This is a genomic window from Ruegeria hyattellae, assembly GCF_041537925.1.
Lineage (GTDB): Bacteria > Pseudomonadota > Alphaproteobacteria > Rhodobacterales > Rhodobacteraceae > Ruegeria_C.
The window spans coordinates 67,712-83,218 of the sequence record NZ_JBGOSH010000010.1 but is presented as its reverse complement, the minus strand read 5'-3'; the positions used below and the strand labels follow the sequence as shown (position 1 = coordinate 83,218).

Sequence of the window (15,507 nt, the reverse complement as noted above, 5' to 3'; positions counted from 1 at the left end):
TCGAACATCGAGACGCGGGACTTAGTAAGCCTTCGCTGAGGCTGTTCCAACGGCTGGAATCTGCACAAAGCGCCCTCGCCAAAGCGCAGAAAATGCGAATTCTAACCGACTCCTGCTAACTCCAATGACAATAGATGGGCCGATAACCAGAGCGAAATTGATCGGCCAATTATTTGAATGCCAATCCTCATTTGATGGCAAGCCTTCAGTTTTTACGGGATTTTACGGATTCTTTGCGGCGCTCGCACCCTTGATCTGACGTTGAATTTGCGTGGCTGTGGGAAAAATTAACATCTCACCAAAATGGAGGATACAATGTTTCTAAGCAAACAAATCAGCACCGGAGCGACAAAAAGCAGCGCCAAGACCACCTTTTTCGGGATCATCAAAGAACTTATGATTTGGAACAATGCCTGGCGCGAATACTACCGCCTGCAAGAACTTGACGCAGATGCCATAAGCGACATGGGATTGTCCGATGAGTCCCGGGCATCCGTTACTGTTTCTCAAATTGCAGCACGGATGCGGGGTTGATCTCAGCCTTTCCATCCAGCCAGCCTTAGTCCATCTAGGATCGTCTCGACATGCTCGGGTCGGGCATAGGGGTAGGTTTCGCGCACATATGTCTCGTCAAAGTCTGGCTGCAACGCTAAAACCTTGGCCAGCACTTTGGCGGCCTCTTCGGTTTCACCGGCGTGACCTAGTGTGACCACCACTCGTTGCAGACCCCGACAATAATCCGGCGCGATGTCCCGAAGCTGACGCGCTGATTTAACAGCCGCTTCAATATTGCCCGCGAATAGCTCGCACGTGGTTATGTCTCCCAAAGCTGCCGCGCGATTTGGATAATTGGGATTAAGATCAAAAATTGCCTGGAGGTGAAGAAGCGCCTCTTCGGCGTCGCCGGTCCATTCCAACACACATCCGCAACCGTGCCGGGCATATGGCGCTGAAGGATTAAGTCGAACCGCTTCGAGCGCGTGAAACTTTCCCTGCCCAAAAGCATGTGTTCCAAAGATCAACGTCATTGCCAGAAGTGCCTGACCTTCCCATTCGGTAGGATCAGCTTTGACGGCGCGTCCACAGTAATCCAGAGCTTTTTCAAACGCGGCGTCCCGATCGTCTATCCATCCCTGCAAGGCGCTGCGAAAATAAAAACGGCCGAGCCGCGCCCATGCCCTCGCGTAGTTTGGCTCAAGCCGGATGGCCTCTTTCAGCAACGGGACCTGGGCCTGGTTGGATTCAGGCGAGCCATAACCTTCGCCCCCGGTTCGCTCCAGCTCATCGGTTTGAGCCACAAGTTGCCACGCGGCAATATTGGTAGGGTGCTGACGTACGATACGCTCGGATTCAGCCCTGCCGATTTCCGGTGCTACACGCGCAACGACGGACCGACCGATAGTTTCCTGCATCTCGAAGATATCTGACATCTCACCGTCAAATGTTTCCGTCCAGATCAGATGCCCTCTTTCCGTCTCGGTCAGACTAGCTGAGACCCGGATACGTTCTCCGGCTCTCTGAATGGAGCCGCTGATCGCGTAGGCGGCTCCGACTGATTTCGCGATCTCCCGCAAGTCGCCGTCCCTGTCCGTTTTCCAGCCAATCGCCTCCGGGGCGATTACGGGAAACCAGCGCCATAGTGAAAGCGAGGTGCGCAGTTCAATGACAAGACCGGTTGCGAAGGAGGCGTCCTGTGGTTCGGGACTAGCAGGTACAAACCCCATCACGAGAATCGATGGGTTATCGAAAATGTCATTTGCAGTGGTGTCCAGCACGCCGGGTTCGCTTGGCACTGGTTTGGTGTCAGGTAAACGAGAAGCTTCCGCGCGACGCCAGTCATCAAAGGGTTCCGACCGCAGATCGAGACCTTCAAGGAACTCACCATTTTCCGGTGCACCATGATTGGGGTTGACGGCATCGGCACTGATCCGAACACAGGTAGCGTCGGCCATGATCATGTCGGCGCCGTCCCCGAGAAGCCGGCGCAGGCTTGACAGTTCCTGCCTCAGCGAGGCACGCGCCTGTTCCTCCGCCCGATCCGGCCAAAGAGTGGCCGCTAGTCGATCACGTGCAACGGCCGACTTTGGCGCAAGGGCCAGCATCGCCAGCATTGCCTGAGACCGTCGCGACCCGATTTTGAGTTCGTGACCGTCAAGTGATGCCTGAAAAGGGCCAAAGAGTGAAAGTGACAAACGCATCGTCCTCACTGTGGCATGGGAACCTTGAACGGGAAAGTACCTGTTTTTCGCTGCAGCAAGGCGTTCGGCCAATCGCCATTCCAGATAAACATTTCGACGGCAGGTTTCCGTGGATTGCGCTCCTTCATCCCACGCGCAGCGTTTGTCGCATTGGGCTCTCACCAAGATTTCGCCGCCGCCAGGCCGAACCACGGCTTTGCCCGTGCGGGTGGCAGCGCATCACCGGAAACGCAGCAAGAACAGCCCCTTGGCCGGAACTGTCAATGGCCGGTCTCGTTCAGCCTGCCGCAATAGCATTGCCGCATGGGCATCAGGCCGTTCAGAGCCCAAAGTACTTGATGCTGCACTCGGTTCGAATGACTGCCATGCCGCTGCCTTGCCTGTTGAGTGAGCTTTCAAGAATAAGGTCAATACACCTGCGCCGACGGCGAGCCAGACGGTGCCTGTCTAATCAAGATCGTATGTCTGTATCACCGGAAATGGATCGTTCTAACCCTACCGGAAACAGGAGGAACTTTCTTCCGTGTTTGTCTCGGACAACGGGTGGAATAGGCGCCATTTCGATGAAGGCCTCATGCTACTTTATGGTGGTAATCGCAGCGGCAAGATCCATTACTGCATTGCCCACTGATTTGAATAAGGTGATTTCACTGTCCTTGGTACGGCCCTCCTTGCCTTGCGCCAGCGCATAAAGATCGCCCAGAATGTCTGCGTGTGTGATTGCGCCAGTTTCCAAAGGCGTCTTCAGTTCGCCAGCTTCGATGGTTGCGAACTCCGTGTCGACGAACAGTCGCGCGCGTTGCAGGGCGGTGTCATCCGCCTCGCGCATGGCTGGGGTGAAGGCGCCGATCAGGTCTATGTGCTGGCCGGGGATCAGCCATTCTCCGCGCAGCAGCGGCTCGGTGGCCAGCGTGGCGGCGCTGATGATGTCGGCCTGCGGCACCGCCGCTGCCAGATCGGTGATCGCCTGCGCCTCCCAGCCCTCCGCGCGCAGGGTTTCCGCCAGACGCTCGGCTGCCGCCGGGAACACATCCCAGATGCGCAGGGTTTCGATCGGGCGCACGCTGCGGAAAGCCTCGGGGAGTTGCGCGGCAACCTTTCCAGCTCCGACGATCAGCAGATGGCTGGCATCTTCCCGTGCCAGACACCGGGCCCCAAGGGCCGAGGCCGCAGCCGTGCGCCGCGCAGTCAGGATCGCTCCGTCGAGCAACGCCAGATGCGCGCCAGTCGCGCGGTCGAACACCAGCACGGAACCGGCAATGGCCGGTAGGCTACGGGCCGCGTTTCCGGGCGTCGCGGTCACCACCTTCACGCAGCCCACGGTCTCGGTCCAGGCCGGCATCAGCAGCAATGTCGCGTCCGGCTCCCCCTGCATCGGCATGGTATGGTGGTGGCGGTCCGGTGCAACTAGCCCATGGGCAAACAGCGCCTGCATCTGATCAACAAGAGCGGCAAAGGGCAGCGCGGCAGCGGTCGCGCGGGCATCAAAAATCTTCATAGCTCAGCTTTCGACACGAGAGGGGGCGAACAGCTCAGGCTCGACCCCCGCTGCGGTTACGTTGGCGGGCATGTCCACGCCGGTCAGCAGGGCAGCGGCGATCTGGCCAACGGCAGGCGAGGTCTGGATACCGTAGCCGCCCACACCCGCCAGCCAGAACAGTCCGGCCACTTGTCCGGAAAAACCGATCACCGGCAGCCGGTCGCTGGCAAAGGTGCGCAAGCCCGCCCAGCTATGGGCCACGTGGGTAACCTCCAGCGTGGTGCACTCGCTTAGGTAATGGGCGGCGTAGGCGATATCGAGTTCCTCGGGCCAGGCATCATGCGGTTCGACCGGGGTCTCATCCGCCGGGCTAACCATCATCTGGCCCGCGTCGGGTTTGAAATAGAACAGCTCGTCAATTTCGTTGACTTCCGGCATCATCGAAACGTCGTAGTCCGGAACCTTGACGCTGATGGCGGTGCGCCGGTGCGGGACGATCCCCAGAGGCGCTGCGCCGAACATCGCCGCCACGGGGTCGGCCCAGCCACCTGCCGCGTTAACAACGGTTTGCGCGCGCAACTCGCCGGACGTGGTTTCGAGTATCCAGTGATCGCCTTCTCTCCGGGCGCTGGTGACGGCGGCAGACTGGCGGGTCTCGGCCCCGTTGGCCCGGGCCTGACGAATGTAGCCCTGCAGCAGGTTTTCAACCTCCACATCCCAGCAATCCGGGTCGTAGAAGACCGCTTTGATCCAATTCGGGTCCAGAAACGGCATCTTCTCCTGCGCCTGCTCGATGCTCAGCATCTCAACCGGGGGTGCCCCTTTTGGCGTATTGGCCCGCTCGTGGTCGTAGACCATTTTCAGGTGATCTGCCTTATCAGCATCGGCGATCAGCAGGTTGCCGCGCGGACGCAGCAGGTCCACCTGCGCGAACCCTTCCGGTGGCCGCATCAAGAAATCCGTGCTGGCCTGTGTCAGACGCCCGACCACTCCGGAATGAAACCGCCGGGTGAACTCTGCCGCCGACCGGCCGGTCGCGTGATAGCCCAGCGAGTCCTCCTGCTCCAACAGAACGACCGAGCGCCGTCCGTGCAGGGAATGGGCGACAGAGGCACCGGTGATGCCGCCGCCGATGATGGCGATGTCAAAAATTTCAGGCATGGACCTCATCCAGCGGAAAGACAGGGCGGCGCAGACGGGTATAGCTGCGCCGTTTGACGTCGGGCGTGCACAGCCCGCCTGCGTCGGTGATGATGATTTCTGAGGCGATGGGGCCAAAGGCACCCTTGAAGTGTTGCATGGATTTCACGGCCAGCAACGTCTTTTCCGACGGCTCGATCCCCACCGCGCGGAACACGTTCTTGTCCAGCATCTGCATCCGGTCCGACACGATCATGATGTCGATCCCCTGCACTCGCAGACAGACGCTCAGCCCGCAGGAGCCCGGCAGGCCGGTGAACATCGGCCCCTCGAAGGTGAAGCTGCCATCGCTGACAGCCTGTACCATACCCGTCACCTGCAAGGGCCCGCCGCCCACGGACGCATCGGTTTTACCGCCGATCGAGAGCGTGACTTCGGCACCAATGCCATGGGCGGCGAGCTCGCGGGCGGCCTTGGGGTCCAGCAGCGCCCCGGCAGCCGCGTTTTCGATACCCGCCTCAAGCAGCGCCGCGATCAGCGCGGTGCAGTCGCTATAGGCCCCCGATCCGGGGTTGTCCGAAAAGTCGGCAACAACAACAGGCCCCTTGCCGGGATGGGTGGTTTTCAGGCGGGCGATGCAGTCTGCAAGCGGCACAGGCAGATCCCAATGGTCTCGGAACGACCAGATTCGGTCACATATGCGCGCAGCCACCGCATCGGCCCCCTGCACAGAGGTCTGACCGGTATCATAGGTCACAAGCACCGATGGCCCCGCCGCCTGAACATCCGCGTCGGTAAAGCCCGCGTTGACGGCCACGTTCAGGATGCCAGGTGCCTGTGCCTCGTGCGCGGCAAGGTCCAGCAGGCGGCACATCGGGCCGTCCTCGGTGGTGCGGCCATCATCGCAGCCGACCAGCATCGGGGGACGGCGGATCAACAGCCTGGGGGTGACCTCTCCTTCCAGCGCCCGGTGCAGCAATTCGCAGGCCTCGACCCCAACCTCGCGCATGTCAACGTGCGGATAAGTGCGGAACGAGACCGCGATCTGTGCCTGACCGGCCAGTTCATCAGCGATGTTGGCATGCAGATCGAGGGTGATTGCCAGCGGGATGTCATCGCCCACGACTTCGCGGATGGCGCGCAGGAACTGGCAATCTCCATCCTCGTCCGTTTCCGTGACCATCGCCCCGTGCAGTGCCACAAAGACACCGTCGAACGGGCCGTGTTCGCGCAGGCGACGGAGGCATTCGCCGGTGATCTCGACCCGGGCCGCCTCGGTCACGGGGCCGCCGGGTTCGGCATGGGCGGCGGTAATATAGACGGGGTTCCAGCCGCGCCGTTCTGCGACCTCGATGGCACCGCCGACTTCGGAGCCAGTGCCGCGAAACTTGTCCGGGATTTCGTCGCCCTGGAAGTAATGCGAGGCGAAGAAATCCGCCATGCCGGTGCGCAAAACGGTGAACGTGTTGCTTTCGTTGATGAATTCGATGATTGCGACGCGATGGCTCATGCGGCACCTTTCCGTTGGGCCGCGCGGGCGCAGATGTATTCCAGCGCCAGAGACGCCCCAAGCAATGCGGTGATGTCCGCATGGTCATAGGGCGGTGACACTTCGACGATATCCATGCCGACAAAGTTCATGTCCACGCTGTTCCGCAGGAACTGGATGATGTCATTCGGGGTCAGCCCGTCCACCACCGGTGTGCCCGTACCGGGTGCGTAGGCCGGATCAAGGCTGTCGACGTCGATGGTCAGATAGGCCGGACGGTCACCGACCACCACGCGCACTTTTTCAAGCGCGCCCTTCCAGCCGTGATCGTGCATCCAGTCGCGGTACAACACCGTGATCGGGTCGTCGTCGTCATAGAAGGTGCGGATGCCGATCTGCACGGAGTGTTCGGGGTCGATCAATCCTATCTGCATAGCATGATGGACAAAGGTGCCGTGATCGAACCAGTCGCTTTTCTGGGTGTCGCGATGGGCGTCGAACTGCACCAGCGCCAAAGGCCCGTGTTTTTCCGCATGCGCTTTCAGGGCGGTGTAGGTGGTGCAATGATCCCCGCCCAGCATCAGCGTGCCGGCACCCGCGGTCGAAATGTGCCGCGCCATGGCGATGGCGCTGTCGCGCATCTGTTCAACCTGACCGCGCCGGAACGGTACGTCGCCGCAATCCACGACTGAAAGAATATTGAACGGGTCAAAATCCCAGGGCCAGACCTCGCCCCAAGCCAGTTGAGTCGACGCTTCGCGCAGGGCGCTCGGCCCCAGTCGCGCGCCCGGACGGCCAGAGGTCGTCAGGTCAAAAGGGATGCCGTAAACGCCGATATCGACGCCCTGCATATCGACTGTAGGGCGGCGGCGCAGAAAGGTGCGGATGCCGGAATAGGGCATCTCGACGTGGGTGCCGTCCGGGCCGGTGGCCGTCTGGAAAACCCCCTCGTGTCCAAAGGTGGTGTCATCTGACTGAATTTTCATGATGTGGCCTCAATGATTGATGACTTGGTCGAGGAACTTGCGCGAGCGCTGGTGCTGCGGGTTGGTGAAAAAGCTCTCGGGGTCGGCAATCTCGACAATTTCGCCCGCGTCCATAAAGACGATCCGGTCCGCGACTTTTCGGGCAAACCCCATCTCATGGGTGACGCACATCATCGTCATGCCGCCCTTTGCCAGATCGCTCATGACGTCGAGCACTTCCGAGATCGACTCCGGGTCCAGGGCCGAGGTCGGCTCGTCAAACAGCATGATGTCGGGTTTCATGCACAGGCTGCGGGCGATCGCGACGCGCTGCTGCTGGCCGCCCGACAGTTGCGAGGGGTATTTATGCGCGTGCTGGTCCATTCTGACCTTTGTCAGGAACTCCATCGCGGTCGCCTCGGCCTCGGCCTTGGGTATCTTGTGGGTGCAGATTGGCGACAGCGTGCAATTGTCCAGAACGCTCAGATGCGGAAACAAGTTGAAATGCTGAAAGCACATCCCGACATGGTCACGAATGTCCCGCACCGCAGTCTTGCTGTCATCCAGCAGAATGCCATCGACGGTCAGCTTGCCTGACTGGTGCGGCTCCAACCCGTTTACGCAGCGGATCAGAGTGGATTTCCCGGACCCGGACGGGCCGCAGACCACAATCTTTTCGCCGCGCGCGACCTCCAGATTGATGTCTACAAGCGCATGGTAGCTACCGTAATGCTTGTTCAGAGTCTCGAATTTGATCGCGATATCGGTTGAAGACATGATTTCACCCATTTCGGCCCGTCAGGCCATCCATTTGATGCGCGCCTCGAGACGACGCAGACCCCATTCTATTGCCAGAACCAGCAGCAGATATTGCACGGCGGCGACGTAGTAGACTTTCAGGTCGAAGGTCTCGGAAAAGATGTATCGAGCCTGTCCCATCAGGTCGAACACGGTGATGATCGCCAGCAGTGATGTCGCCTTCAGCAGCAGGATGAACTCGTTCCCGATGGCGGGCAGGGCCTTGGCAAAGGCAATCGGCAGTAGGACCCGGCGGAACGCGGTCCAGCGCGTCAGGTTCAGCGCCTGATTGGTTTCCTGAATCGAGGTTGAGATGGTATCCAGACTGCCGCGAATGATCTCGGCCTGATAGGCGGCGGTGTTCAGCACCAGCGCCAGAAGCCCACAGTACCAAGCATCCCGGAAAAACCACCACAGGCCAATCGCGCGAAGCTCACGGTTGAACTGACCAACGCCGTAGTAGACGAGAAACAACAGAACCAGCAGCGGCATGCCGCGAAACAGGTTCGTGTAGCCAAGCGCCAGCCAACCCAGAATGCCCTTGGATTTCGAGCGGGCAAAACCGATGGGCAGGGCCAGGAGGAACCCGAAGAAAATTGCCAGAACCGTCAGCGACGCAGTGGTGACGAGGCCGCTCCACCAGAGTTCCCGATAGTCGAACCACAACTCAAGCATTGCTGGTCTCCACTTTCACGAAGCCGCGTGAGGCGCGCTGTTCCATGCGCTTCTGGGCGCGGGATGACAGCGTCACAAGCAGGATGTAGACGGTCGCGATGACCAGGTAGAAAAAGAACGGCTCACGCGTCGTGTTGATGGCCAGGGTCGCGACATGCGTGATGTCATGCAGCGCGATAACCGACACCAGCGAGGTGTCTTTCAGCAGGATCACCCAAAGGTTGCCGAACCCCGGTATCGCATGGCGCCAGAGCTGAGGCAGGATGACTTTGAAAAACGCGTTGAACGGCGACATGCCCAAGGATTGCGCGGCCTCAAGCTGCCCCCTGCCAACGGCATTGAACGCGGCGCGCACAACCTCGCTGCCATAAGCGCTGATCACCAGACTCAGGGCAATCAGACCAGCCAGAAACGGGCTGATCGAAAAGGTGCTGCCGGGCACAAGCCAACCGGCGACCCAGGAAATGATCACCTGAGACTGAAAGTAGATGATCAGCAGGGTCAGGATCTCGGGCAGGCTTTTGAAAACGGTCGCATAGCTGCGGCCAAAGATACGCAGCGCCTTGTAGGGCGAGACCTTGGCCCAATGGATCAGGAAAGAAAGGAGGATCGCGACGGGAAAGGTTGCAATCGACAAGGCCAGCGTGATGCCCAGCCCATGCAACAACTCGTCACCCCATCCGTTGTCCCCGTATGCAAGCAAAGAGAACACGTCCATGTCGTTCCTCGTCATTGAATCGGAAGAAAAAGACGGGCCGGGGGGAGAGAGCGGCCCGTCTCGGTAGTGACGCCCAAGTGAGTGGTGGCGTCGCCTTTATTGACTTTATTGACCGTAAAGCTCGCTCACGTATTTCGGCTGACCCATGATGTCGAAGGCGAAATAACGGGACCGGATTTCGTCATAGGTGCCGTTCTCGACGATCGTGGCCAGAGCCTCGTTCACGCGGGCCTGCAACTCGGTGTCGTCCTTGCGGAAAGCCAGCCCGGCACCAAGGGTTCCATCCAGCAGGAACTCTTCTCCGACAAAGTCACAGCAGTCGACGCCGTCGGCCATCCAGTCACCGATGGCGAACTTGGATTCCAGAACCAGATCAACGCGGCCGCTTTCCATGTCTAGGAACGCTTCGCCTAGCTTGGGGTAAAGCTTGACCTCGCTGTTGGAGAAGTGCTCTTGCAGCACCTTCCCGGCAACCGAGCCTGACTGGGTGCCGATGACCATGCCATCCAGCGATTCCGGGGTGGCCTCGGTCAGGCCCAGTTCCTTGAGCGCCGCGAACCGCATCGTATTGAAGTAGTAGGGGTTCGAGAAGTTTACCTTCTCCATCCGCGCTTCGGTGATCGCCATCGAAGCCGCCATGACGTCGAACTTGCCCGCATTCAGTGCCGGAATGATGCCGCCCCAGTCATGGGTGCTCCATTCGCATTCAACCTGCATCTCGGCGCAGATGGCACTGACGATATCAATGTCAAACCCTTCGACTGCGCCGCTTTCCGAAACAAAGTTGAACGGGGCGTATGCGCCCTCTGTGCCAATGCGAATCTTTTCGGCATGGGCCATCCCGACGCTCAGAACCAGACCGAACGTTGCGGATGCAAGTGATTTTGTGAGTGTGTGCATGTCGTCTCCTCCCACAGAGATTAGTTTTTCTAACCCGTCCAAAGGGTCACTGTTGCCGAGTACTATTATTCGTTGGCTATTGCCCTGATCAAAGCAAAAGAACTATTATTAGATATGAGGAAAACTAATGATATGAGTCGGCCGCGTGACTTGCGGCGGCTGCTGACCCATCTGCGGGGATTACGGGCGTTCGAGGCGGCCGCCCATTTCCAGAGCTTTACGCTTGCCGCAGAAGAGCTTGCCGTCAGCCAGGGCGCGGTCAGCCACCAGATCAAGCAGCTTGAGGACCGTCTGGGAACGCGTTTGTTCAGGCGCACACGAAACGGTGTTTTGCTCGAACCGGCAGGCGAGGTTCTGAAGGAAGTGTGCAGCAGAAGCTTCGATGAGCTTTCTGAAACGCTGGCTTTGGTCACCCAGCGGCACGAAGCGCGGATTTTGCGGGTGCGTTCGGGACCGTTCTTCGCGATGAAGGTCATCGCGCCGCGGATTTCCGAGTTCATGAGCGCCAATCCGGGCCTGCAACTGCATCTGAGCAATCTTGAGCCCGATGTGGCATCGCTGGGCGCCGAAGACGTGTTGATCAGATACTGCATTCACCCGCCCGCGAATGCAAAATCCGTAGAAATCCTGAAGGAGAAGCTTGTTCCGATTTGCAATCCCGCATTGATTGAAGAAGGCAGGATGGCAGTAGATATCTTATCTGATACCGGTATAGCCCGGCTTCACTACCGCGATATGAGCGATTGGGAAGAATGGCAGAAGAAATTCGGTTCCGAGGGCAAGGCACCTGTCCAGAATCTTATCTTCGATGACCAGCACACGATACTAGAGGCTGTTCGCTCCGGACAAGGTATTGGGATGGCCGAATGTTCACTGGTCAAAGGCGATGTTTCACGTGGCCGAATTACTATCCTGTCAGAGCAGTACATCCGCCCGGAAGCGTCTTACAAACTCATCTACAAATCTGAACATGCGGCTTCCAATCCCGCCATCGAACATTTCAGAGCTTGGTTGGAACGAGAAGTCTTTGAGCTGCAGAACATTTGACATGTTTCTCCAAACGGCCATTCGGCCAAGTTATGACCACAAGTGCGGCACAGGGTTTAGGCGTAATCCGTATCAGCGCGATAAAAGGTCGGTGCGCATCTCGGGAACTCAAAAGTCTAGTTGGGAATGCCTAGTTTGGGGCTGACTGCGACCCTCCGGAGCATACATGCGGATGTCCAGTTTGTCCGCGACCGGTTAATTGAGGTTTTCATCTTCGCTGCACCAACCATCAATGGCCGCTATTCTCGCTATCGTGCGGCGGTGTATCCAACGCGAGTGCGGCATTTTCCGTGCTGCGTGCGCGTGCAGCGAAGAATCCGAATTTACAGGTTGGGCTCTTTCGTTGAATCCGCTGCGCTTAGCGCTAACGGCGGCTAACCAAAAAATGCTTAGAGTGTCATTTCGCCCTGCACAGCAAAGGACCCCTCAATTGACTTTTTGACGTAGTACCCTGACCGCGACCGGTCGCCTTTGGTCCCCCGTTTTCCGAAACTGGACAATCACATCGATCATCGAGCGGCAGTATTCAAGGATCTCGGAATAGGTCAGGCCGGTATCCGCCTGCAGAACCATCAGAGCCAGGCGTGACAGGGCGGATTCCGGTGATGCGGCGTGCAGGGTGGAAATCCCGCCCGGATGGCCTGAGTTGATCGCGGACAGGAAATCATAGGCTTCGGCACCGCGCAGCTCCCCCATGATGATCCGCTCCGGCCGGAACCGGAGACAGGCTTTCAATAGATCGCTGCTCGATGCGTTCTTGTTCACCACCAGAGACACCGTATTGGGCTGGGCGGGCCGGATTTCCAGCACGTCCTCGATGGTCATGATCCGCTCTGAGTAGTCGACTTCGCCAAGACAGGCGCGCAACCAGGTCGTTTTGCCGGAGGATGTCCCGCCCGATAGTAAGATGTTCCATTTGGCCTTGACGGCCGCTCGCAGGAATTCGCCAAAGCCTTTGTTCTCGTATGCCTCGAAAACAGCCTCATCCGCAGGGTCGGTACCCGATTTCAGATCGTCCATGTTCGCATCCAGGTCCGGCAAGCCCTGCATCAGATCATCGAGCGACAGTTGCTTTGCCACGGCTCGACGCAGGGCAAATGCAACACCATCTTCAACAGCGGGTTTGACCGCGACCTGTGCCCGCCACAATGAGCCGTCGATTTCGAACTGCGATCCGGCCAGCGGAGTGTTTGCCGAGATGGGATTACCGCCGGCCAGGTCGTGCGCAAGCGCCTCTGCATCATCTTCACTCATGCGCTCGTCCAGCTGGCGCATGGCGGGCTCACCACTGCGCTCGATCCAGATTCTGCCGTCCGGATTCAGGACGATTTCAGACAAGAGTGGATCGGAGAGCAATTGCTCTCCGAACACCTTATTCAACGTACTTTCAAGATGACGGCTCATCGGCTCATACTCCGGTCACCCTTGGCGCGTTCCTCCCGCTCCCGGCGCCGCTGCTCTTGCACAGCCGGATCACGGTCAATCTGTCGATCGACGTTCTTCACATCCCAGGCCGTGCGGGTGACATTGACGCGCTCCGGTTCGTCGGTCTCCGGGTTCCGGCGCGAGCGGGTGACTTCCTCTTTGCCCGCTTTGACAAACGTGGCGGTGTCACCGATTGAGATATTGTTCCGCGCCATCTGGTCCTGCAGGGCGGTGCCCCAGATCCGTTCCGGCTCGTCTTTGCCCTCAACCTTCATATCCACATAGAAGGATTTGCTGCTCGGATCGTCGGGACGCACCAGGCTTTCTTTCGCGTCAATGATGACGCCTGTGACACCGGTTTGCGCGATCTGTTCGACACGCTCGGTCCCCTGCTCGATACGTGGGGGTGTTCTCGGCCGGGACGAGTCGCGCAGAGCATCACCATTGGGCTGCAGCTGGTCGCCCGTGTTCTGGGCTCTGTCTGCCTTACGCGACGCGCGCTCGATGTCGGTGGCTTTCCAGGCACGGCGGTTTGCCTCGATGGTCTTCTCTTCGCCGGTCTCCTTGTTAATCTTGCTGACCGTCACCCTCTTGTACCCGTCATGGGCAAGCGTGGCGGTGTCACCAATATTGAGGTTTTCGCGCTGCATAAGGTCGGACAGATCAACGCCCCAGACGCGGAACGGCTTGTCACGGCCCTCCACCTTCAGATCAACATAGGGCGACATGCTGTCTTTCTCGTCTTCTTTGAACAGCGCAAAACCGGCCTTCACGATCTGCCCCCGCACACCGGCGTCCAGATCGGGACGTTGCGGCGCAGACCCGGTGGCACGGGGGGGTGTGGCTTGGCTTTGCCGCTCTGGGCTCGGACGGGCGTCATTGTCATTGCGATCAGGTGATCGGTCCTGAACCCGACCCTCGACATTGGCCCGGTCCTTCAGGAACTCATCCCCCCTGCCCTCGGCAAAGGCGTGATTGATCGCGCGGATCTCGCCACGGGCATCTCGGTAAACCTCGGCTGCATCCTTATACGCGGCCTTCATGTCGATCCGCGCCTGGTTCTCGCTGAGCGAATATGCGTTTGCCAAGGTCCGCACGTCGCGTTCAAACCAATTCTCGCGCGTCTGGCGGTCCACGTCAGCACCATTGCGGATGCGCGACAAGACCAGATCACCATTGATACCCATCGCCTCGAACCGCTCGGCCACCTGCCTGTCTGCATCCTTCAGCACCGCGTTGGTGGCCGCGCGGCGCGGATCGTTTACATCGGCCCGCTCCCGGCCATCTGAGCCTGACCGTTCCTGTCCGATGGGCTGGGTGCGCGTTGGATCTGTTGCATCTTGTTCGGCGGCCCGACGCTGGCGCGTTGGATCGATGTCATCGCGGCCCACCTCGACCTCATCGTCCCGCTCCAGGCGCTTGCCGAAGAATGTCTTGGTCTCTTCATCCATAAGCGGCTCATAATCCCGCAGGACACGAGAGATCGCAGCTTCCGTCTGGATGCGCTTTTCTTCATCCTCCATAGCCTCGGCCTTGGCGTCCATGCCGGTGATAAACCCGCGAACATCGGTTCCAATGGCCCTCATCTCGCCGTCTATTCCCGACGCCTGGGCCGGGTCCATCTGGTTGGCGACTTGCGTATTCATGTCGATTTCCTTTGATCTAAGAACCCCGTCCGTCACCAGGATTGTTGCTGCGCCGAGTACAGCTTTGCTAAAGGCCCCAAGGGTCTCGGCACGCCCTGGGTATTGGGTTGTGAAAGTGCCCTGCGCGACCCCGGCGTGATGCGACCGGAGTGTTTCGCCCAGGGCGGCATATTCGGAATCGCGCTGATCCTTCATGACCTGCAGCTGATCCGGCGCGGCGGCTTGCTGTCGGCCGATCCCAAAAAACGGAAAACCGCTGCGCCGTTCTTGGGCTGGCCGCTCGCGCAGATCCCGACCGTCGCGCCATGCATGAACCCGCGCGTTGCTTTCGCGCTCGGGGCGCAGATTGCGGCTGAACCGGCTGGTGGCGGTCAGGACAATGCCAACGTCCCGCGCGGTCTCAACCTGCAGCTTTCGTAGATCCTGGGGGGTAATCCCGTACCGGTTCAGCTGAAGGGTCTTGCCCGACGTCCCTGCCCGGCTGATCACCAGATGCGTATGTGGGTGGCCAGTGTCGTCGTGATGGGCCATCACATATTTGTAGCGGTCGCCGTATTCGCCATTCGTCAACCGTTCGCCAAAGCTGCGCGCAGCCTGCTTGGCCGCCTCCCGGTCCGTGTCCTTCGGGTAAGACAGGATGACGTGATAACTGTAGTTCGTGACACGCGCATCCATCCGGGCCCAATCCTTTGCCCATTCGTCTTGCACGTCGCGCAGGCCATCCATCCCATGAGACAGTTCACCGGTATCTCCGCGCTCCATTTCAACGGTACCCTTGCGCGTGATATAGGACAGCTGCCCGCCCAGACGGCCGGATGCCGTGACGCCGCCACCGCGGACAATCTTGACCATCGCCTGATTGGTCAGAAGCGCATTGGCGATCATGCCAGCTGCCCCACTGGATGCGCTCGATCGTTGCGCCGGCCTCCGCTGAGAACGCGTAAAGTTCTGACCAGGCCGCGGCTTTAGGTCAGGGATCAGCTGAAACTCTCCAAAAAGCGCATCCCAAGCGGGATCATATGTGGT

General features: G+C 59.3%; 13 protein-coding genes. 2 read left to right on the top strand and 11 right to left on the bottom strand.

The window, feature by feature from the left end:
• Positions 1-315 precede the first annotated feature (315 nt).
• Positions 316-534, top strand: a complete 219-nt coding sequence (locus tag AB1E33_RS20600) for a hypothetical protein (protein WP_372579130.1) — start codon at positions 316-318, stop codon at positions 532-534.
• A gap of 2 nt (positions 535-536) precedes the next feature.
• Here AB1E33_RS20600 and AB1E33_RS20595 read toward each other — a convergent pair whose 3' ends face one another.
• From AB1E33_RS20595 to AB1E33_RS20555, 9 genes are all read right to left on the bottom strand, one after another.
• Positions 537-2,270 (bottom strand): hypothetical protein, encoded by a 1,734-nt coding sequence (locus AB1E33_RS20595; protein WP_372579129.1) that lies wholly within the window; start codon positions 2,268-2,270, stop codon positions 537-539.
• A 505-nt stretch (positions 2,271-2,775) separates the two neighbouring features.
• The gene (lhpI, locus tag AB1E33_RS20590) at positions 2,776-3,696 is read right to left on the bottom strand and encodes a bifunctional Delta(1)-pyrroline-2-carboxylate/Delta(1)-piperideine-2-carboxylate reductase (RefSeq protein WP_372579128.1); all 921 of its coding nucleotides are present in this window, start codon (positions 3,694-3,696) and stop codon (positions 2,776-2,778) included.
• Positions 3,697-3,699: 3 nt separating this feature from the next.
• Positions 3,700-4,839 (bottom strand): NAD(P)/FAD-dependent oxidoreductase, encoded by a 1,140-nt coding sequence (locus tag AB1E33_RS20585; protein ID WP_372579127.1) that lies wholly within the window; start codon positions 4,837-4,839, stop codon positions 3,700-3,702.
• Entirely contained in the window at positions 4,832-6,328 is a 1,497-nt protein-coding gene (locus AB1E33_RS20580; RefSeq protein WP_372579126.1) for a M81 family metallopeptidase, read from the bottom strand. Before AB1E33_RS20580 ends, AB1E33_RS20585 begins: the two co-directional genes overlap by 8 nt.
• Positions 6,325-7,293 (bottom strand): agmatinase, encoded by a 969-nt coding sequence (gene speB / locus AB1E33_RS20575; RefSeq protein ID WP_372579125.1) that lies wholly within the window; start codon positions 7,291-7,293, stop codon positions 6,325-6,327. The genes AB1E33_RS20580 and speB overlap by 4 nt, the downstream gene beginning before the upstream one ends.
• Before the next feature lie 9 nt (positions 7,294-7,302).
• The gene (locus AB1E33_RS20570) at positions 7,303-8,049 is read right to left on the bottom strand and encodes an amino acid ABC transporter ATP-binding protein (protein ID WP_372579124.1); all 747 of its coding nucleotides are present in this window, start codon (positions 8,047-8,049) and stop codon (positions 7,303-7,305) included.
• 21 nt (positions 8,050-8,070) lie between these two features.
• A complete protein-coding gene (locus AB1E33_RS20565; protein ID WP_372579123.1) occupies positions 8,071-8,745 on the bottom strand; it encodes an ABC transporter permease subunit in 675 nt (224 codons plus the stop codon).
• A complete protein-coding gene (locus AB1E33_RS20560) occupies positions 8,738-9,463 on the bottom strand; it encodes an ABC transporter permease (RefSeq protein WP_372579122.1) in 726 nt (241 codons plus the stop codon). Before AB1E33_RS20560 ends, AB1E33_RS20565 begins: the two co-directional genes overlap by 8 nt.
• Positions 9,464-9,568: 105 nt before the next feature.
• Positions 9,569-10,363 carry a transporter substrate-binding domain-containing protein gene (locus AB1E33_RS20555; RefSeq protein ID WP_372579121.1) on the bottom strand — a complete coding sequence of 265 codons (795 nt, stop codon included), beginning with the start codon at positions 10,361-10,363 and terminating at the stop codon, positions 9,569-9,571.
• 72 nt (positions 10,364-10,435) lie between these two features.
• On the opposite strand from AB1E33_RS20555, the gene AB1E33_RS20550 reads away from it, so the two are divergent.
• Positions 10,436-11,410 carry a LysR family transcriptional regulator gene (locus tag AB1E33_RS20550; RefSeq protein WP_372579120.1) on the top strand — a complete coding sequence of 325 codons (975 nt, stop codon included), beginning with the start codon at positions 10,436-10,438 and terminating at the stop codon, positions 11,408-11,410.
• A gap of 426 nt (positions 11,411-11,836) precedes the next feature.
• Here AB1E33_RS20550 and AB1E33_RS20545 read toward each other — a convergent pair whose 3' ends face one another.
• Both AB1E33_RS20545 and AB1E33_RS20540 read right to left on the bottom strand, forming a co-directional pair.
• Entirely contained in the window at positions 11,837-12,814 is a 978-nt protein-coding gene (locus AB1E33_RS20545) for an ATPase, T2SS/T4P/T4SS family (protein WP_372579119.1), read from the bottom strand.
• Positions 12,811-15,366, bottom strand: a complete 2,556-nt coding sequence (locus AB1E33_RS20540; protein WP_372579118.1) for a relaxase/mobilization nuclease domain-containing protein — start codon at positions 15,364-15,366, stop codon at positions 12,811-12,813. The genes AB1E33_RS20545 and AB1E33_RS20540 overlap by 4 nt, the downstream gene beginning before the upstream one ends.
• Positions 15,367-15,507: the final 141 nt, after the last annotated feature.

Bases quoted from the DNA above. Each gene is read 5' to 3' on its own strand.
- AB1E33_RS20600 (WP_372579130.1), top strand. From the start codon at position 316: ATGTTTCTAAGCAAACAAATCAGCACCGGAGCGACAAAAAGCAGCGCC.
- lhpI (WP_372579128.1), bottom strand. From the start codon at position 3,696: ATGAAGATTTTTGATGCCCGCGCGACCGCTGCCGCGCTGCCCTTTGCC.
- AB1E33_RS20585 (WP_372579127.1), bottom strand. From the start codon at position 4,839: ATGCCTGAAATTTTTGACATCGCCATCATCGGCGGCGGCATCACCGGT.
- AB1E33_RS20580 (WP_372579126.1), bottom strand. From the start codon at position 6,328: ATGAGCCATCGCGTCGCAATCATCGAATTCATCAACGAAAGCAACACG.
- speB (WP_372579125.1), bottom strand. From the start codon at position 7,293: ATGAAAATTCAGTCAGATGACACCACCTTTGGACACGAGGGGGTTTTC.
- AB1E33_RS20570 (WP_372579124.1), bottom strand. From the start codon at position 8,049: ATGTCTTCAACCGATATCGCGATCAAATTCGAGACTCTGAACAAGCAT.
- AB1E33_RS20565 (WP_372579123.1), bottom strand. From the start codon at position 8,745: ATGCTTGAGTTGTGGTTCGACTATCGGGAACTCTGGTGGAGCGGCCTC.
- AB1E33_RS20560 (WP_372579122.1), bottom strand. From the start codon at position 9,463: ATGGACGTGTTCTCTTTGCTTGCATACGGGGACAACGGATGGGGTGAC.
- AB1E33_RS20555 (WP_372579121.1), bottom strand. From the start codon at position 10,363: ATGCACACACTCACAAAATCACTTGCATCCGCAACGTTCGGTCTGGTT.
- AB1E33_RS20545 (WP_372579119.1), bottom strand. From the start codon at position 12,814: ATGAGCCGTCATCTTGAAAGTACGTTGAATAAGGTGTTCGGAGAGCAA.
- AB1E33_RS20540 (WP_372579118.1), bottom strand. From the start codon at position 15,366: ATGATCGCCAATGCGCTTCTGACCAATCAGGCGATGGTCAAGATTGTC.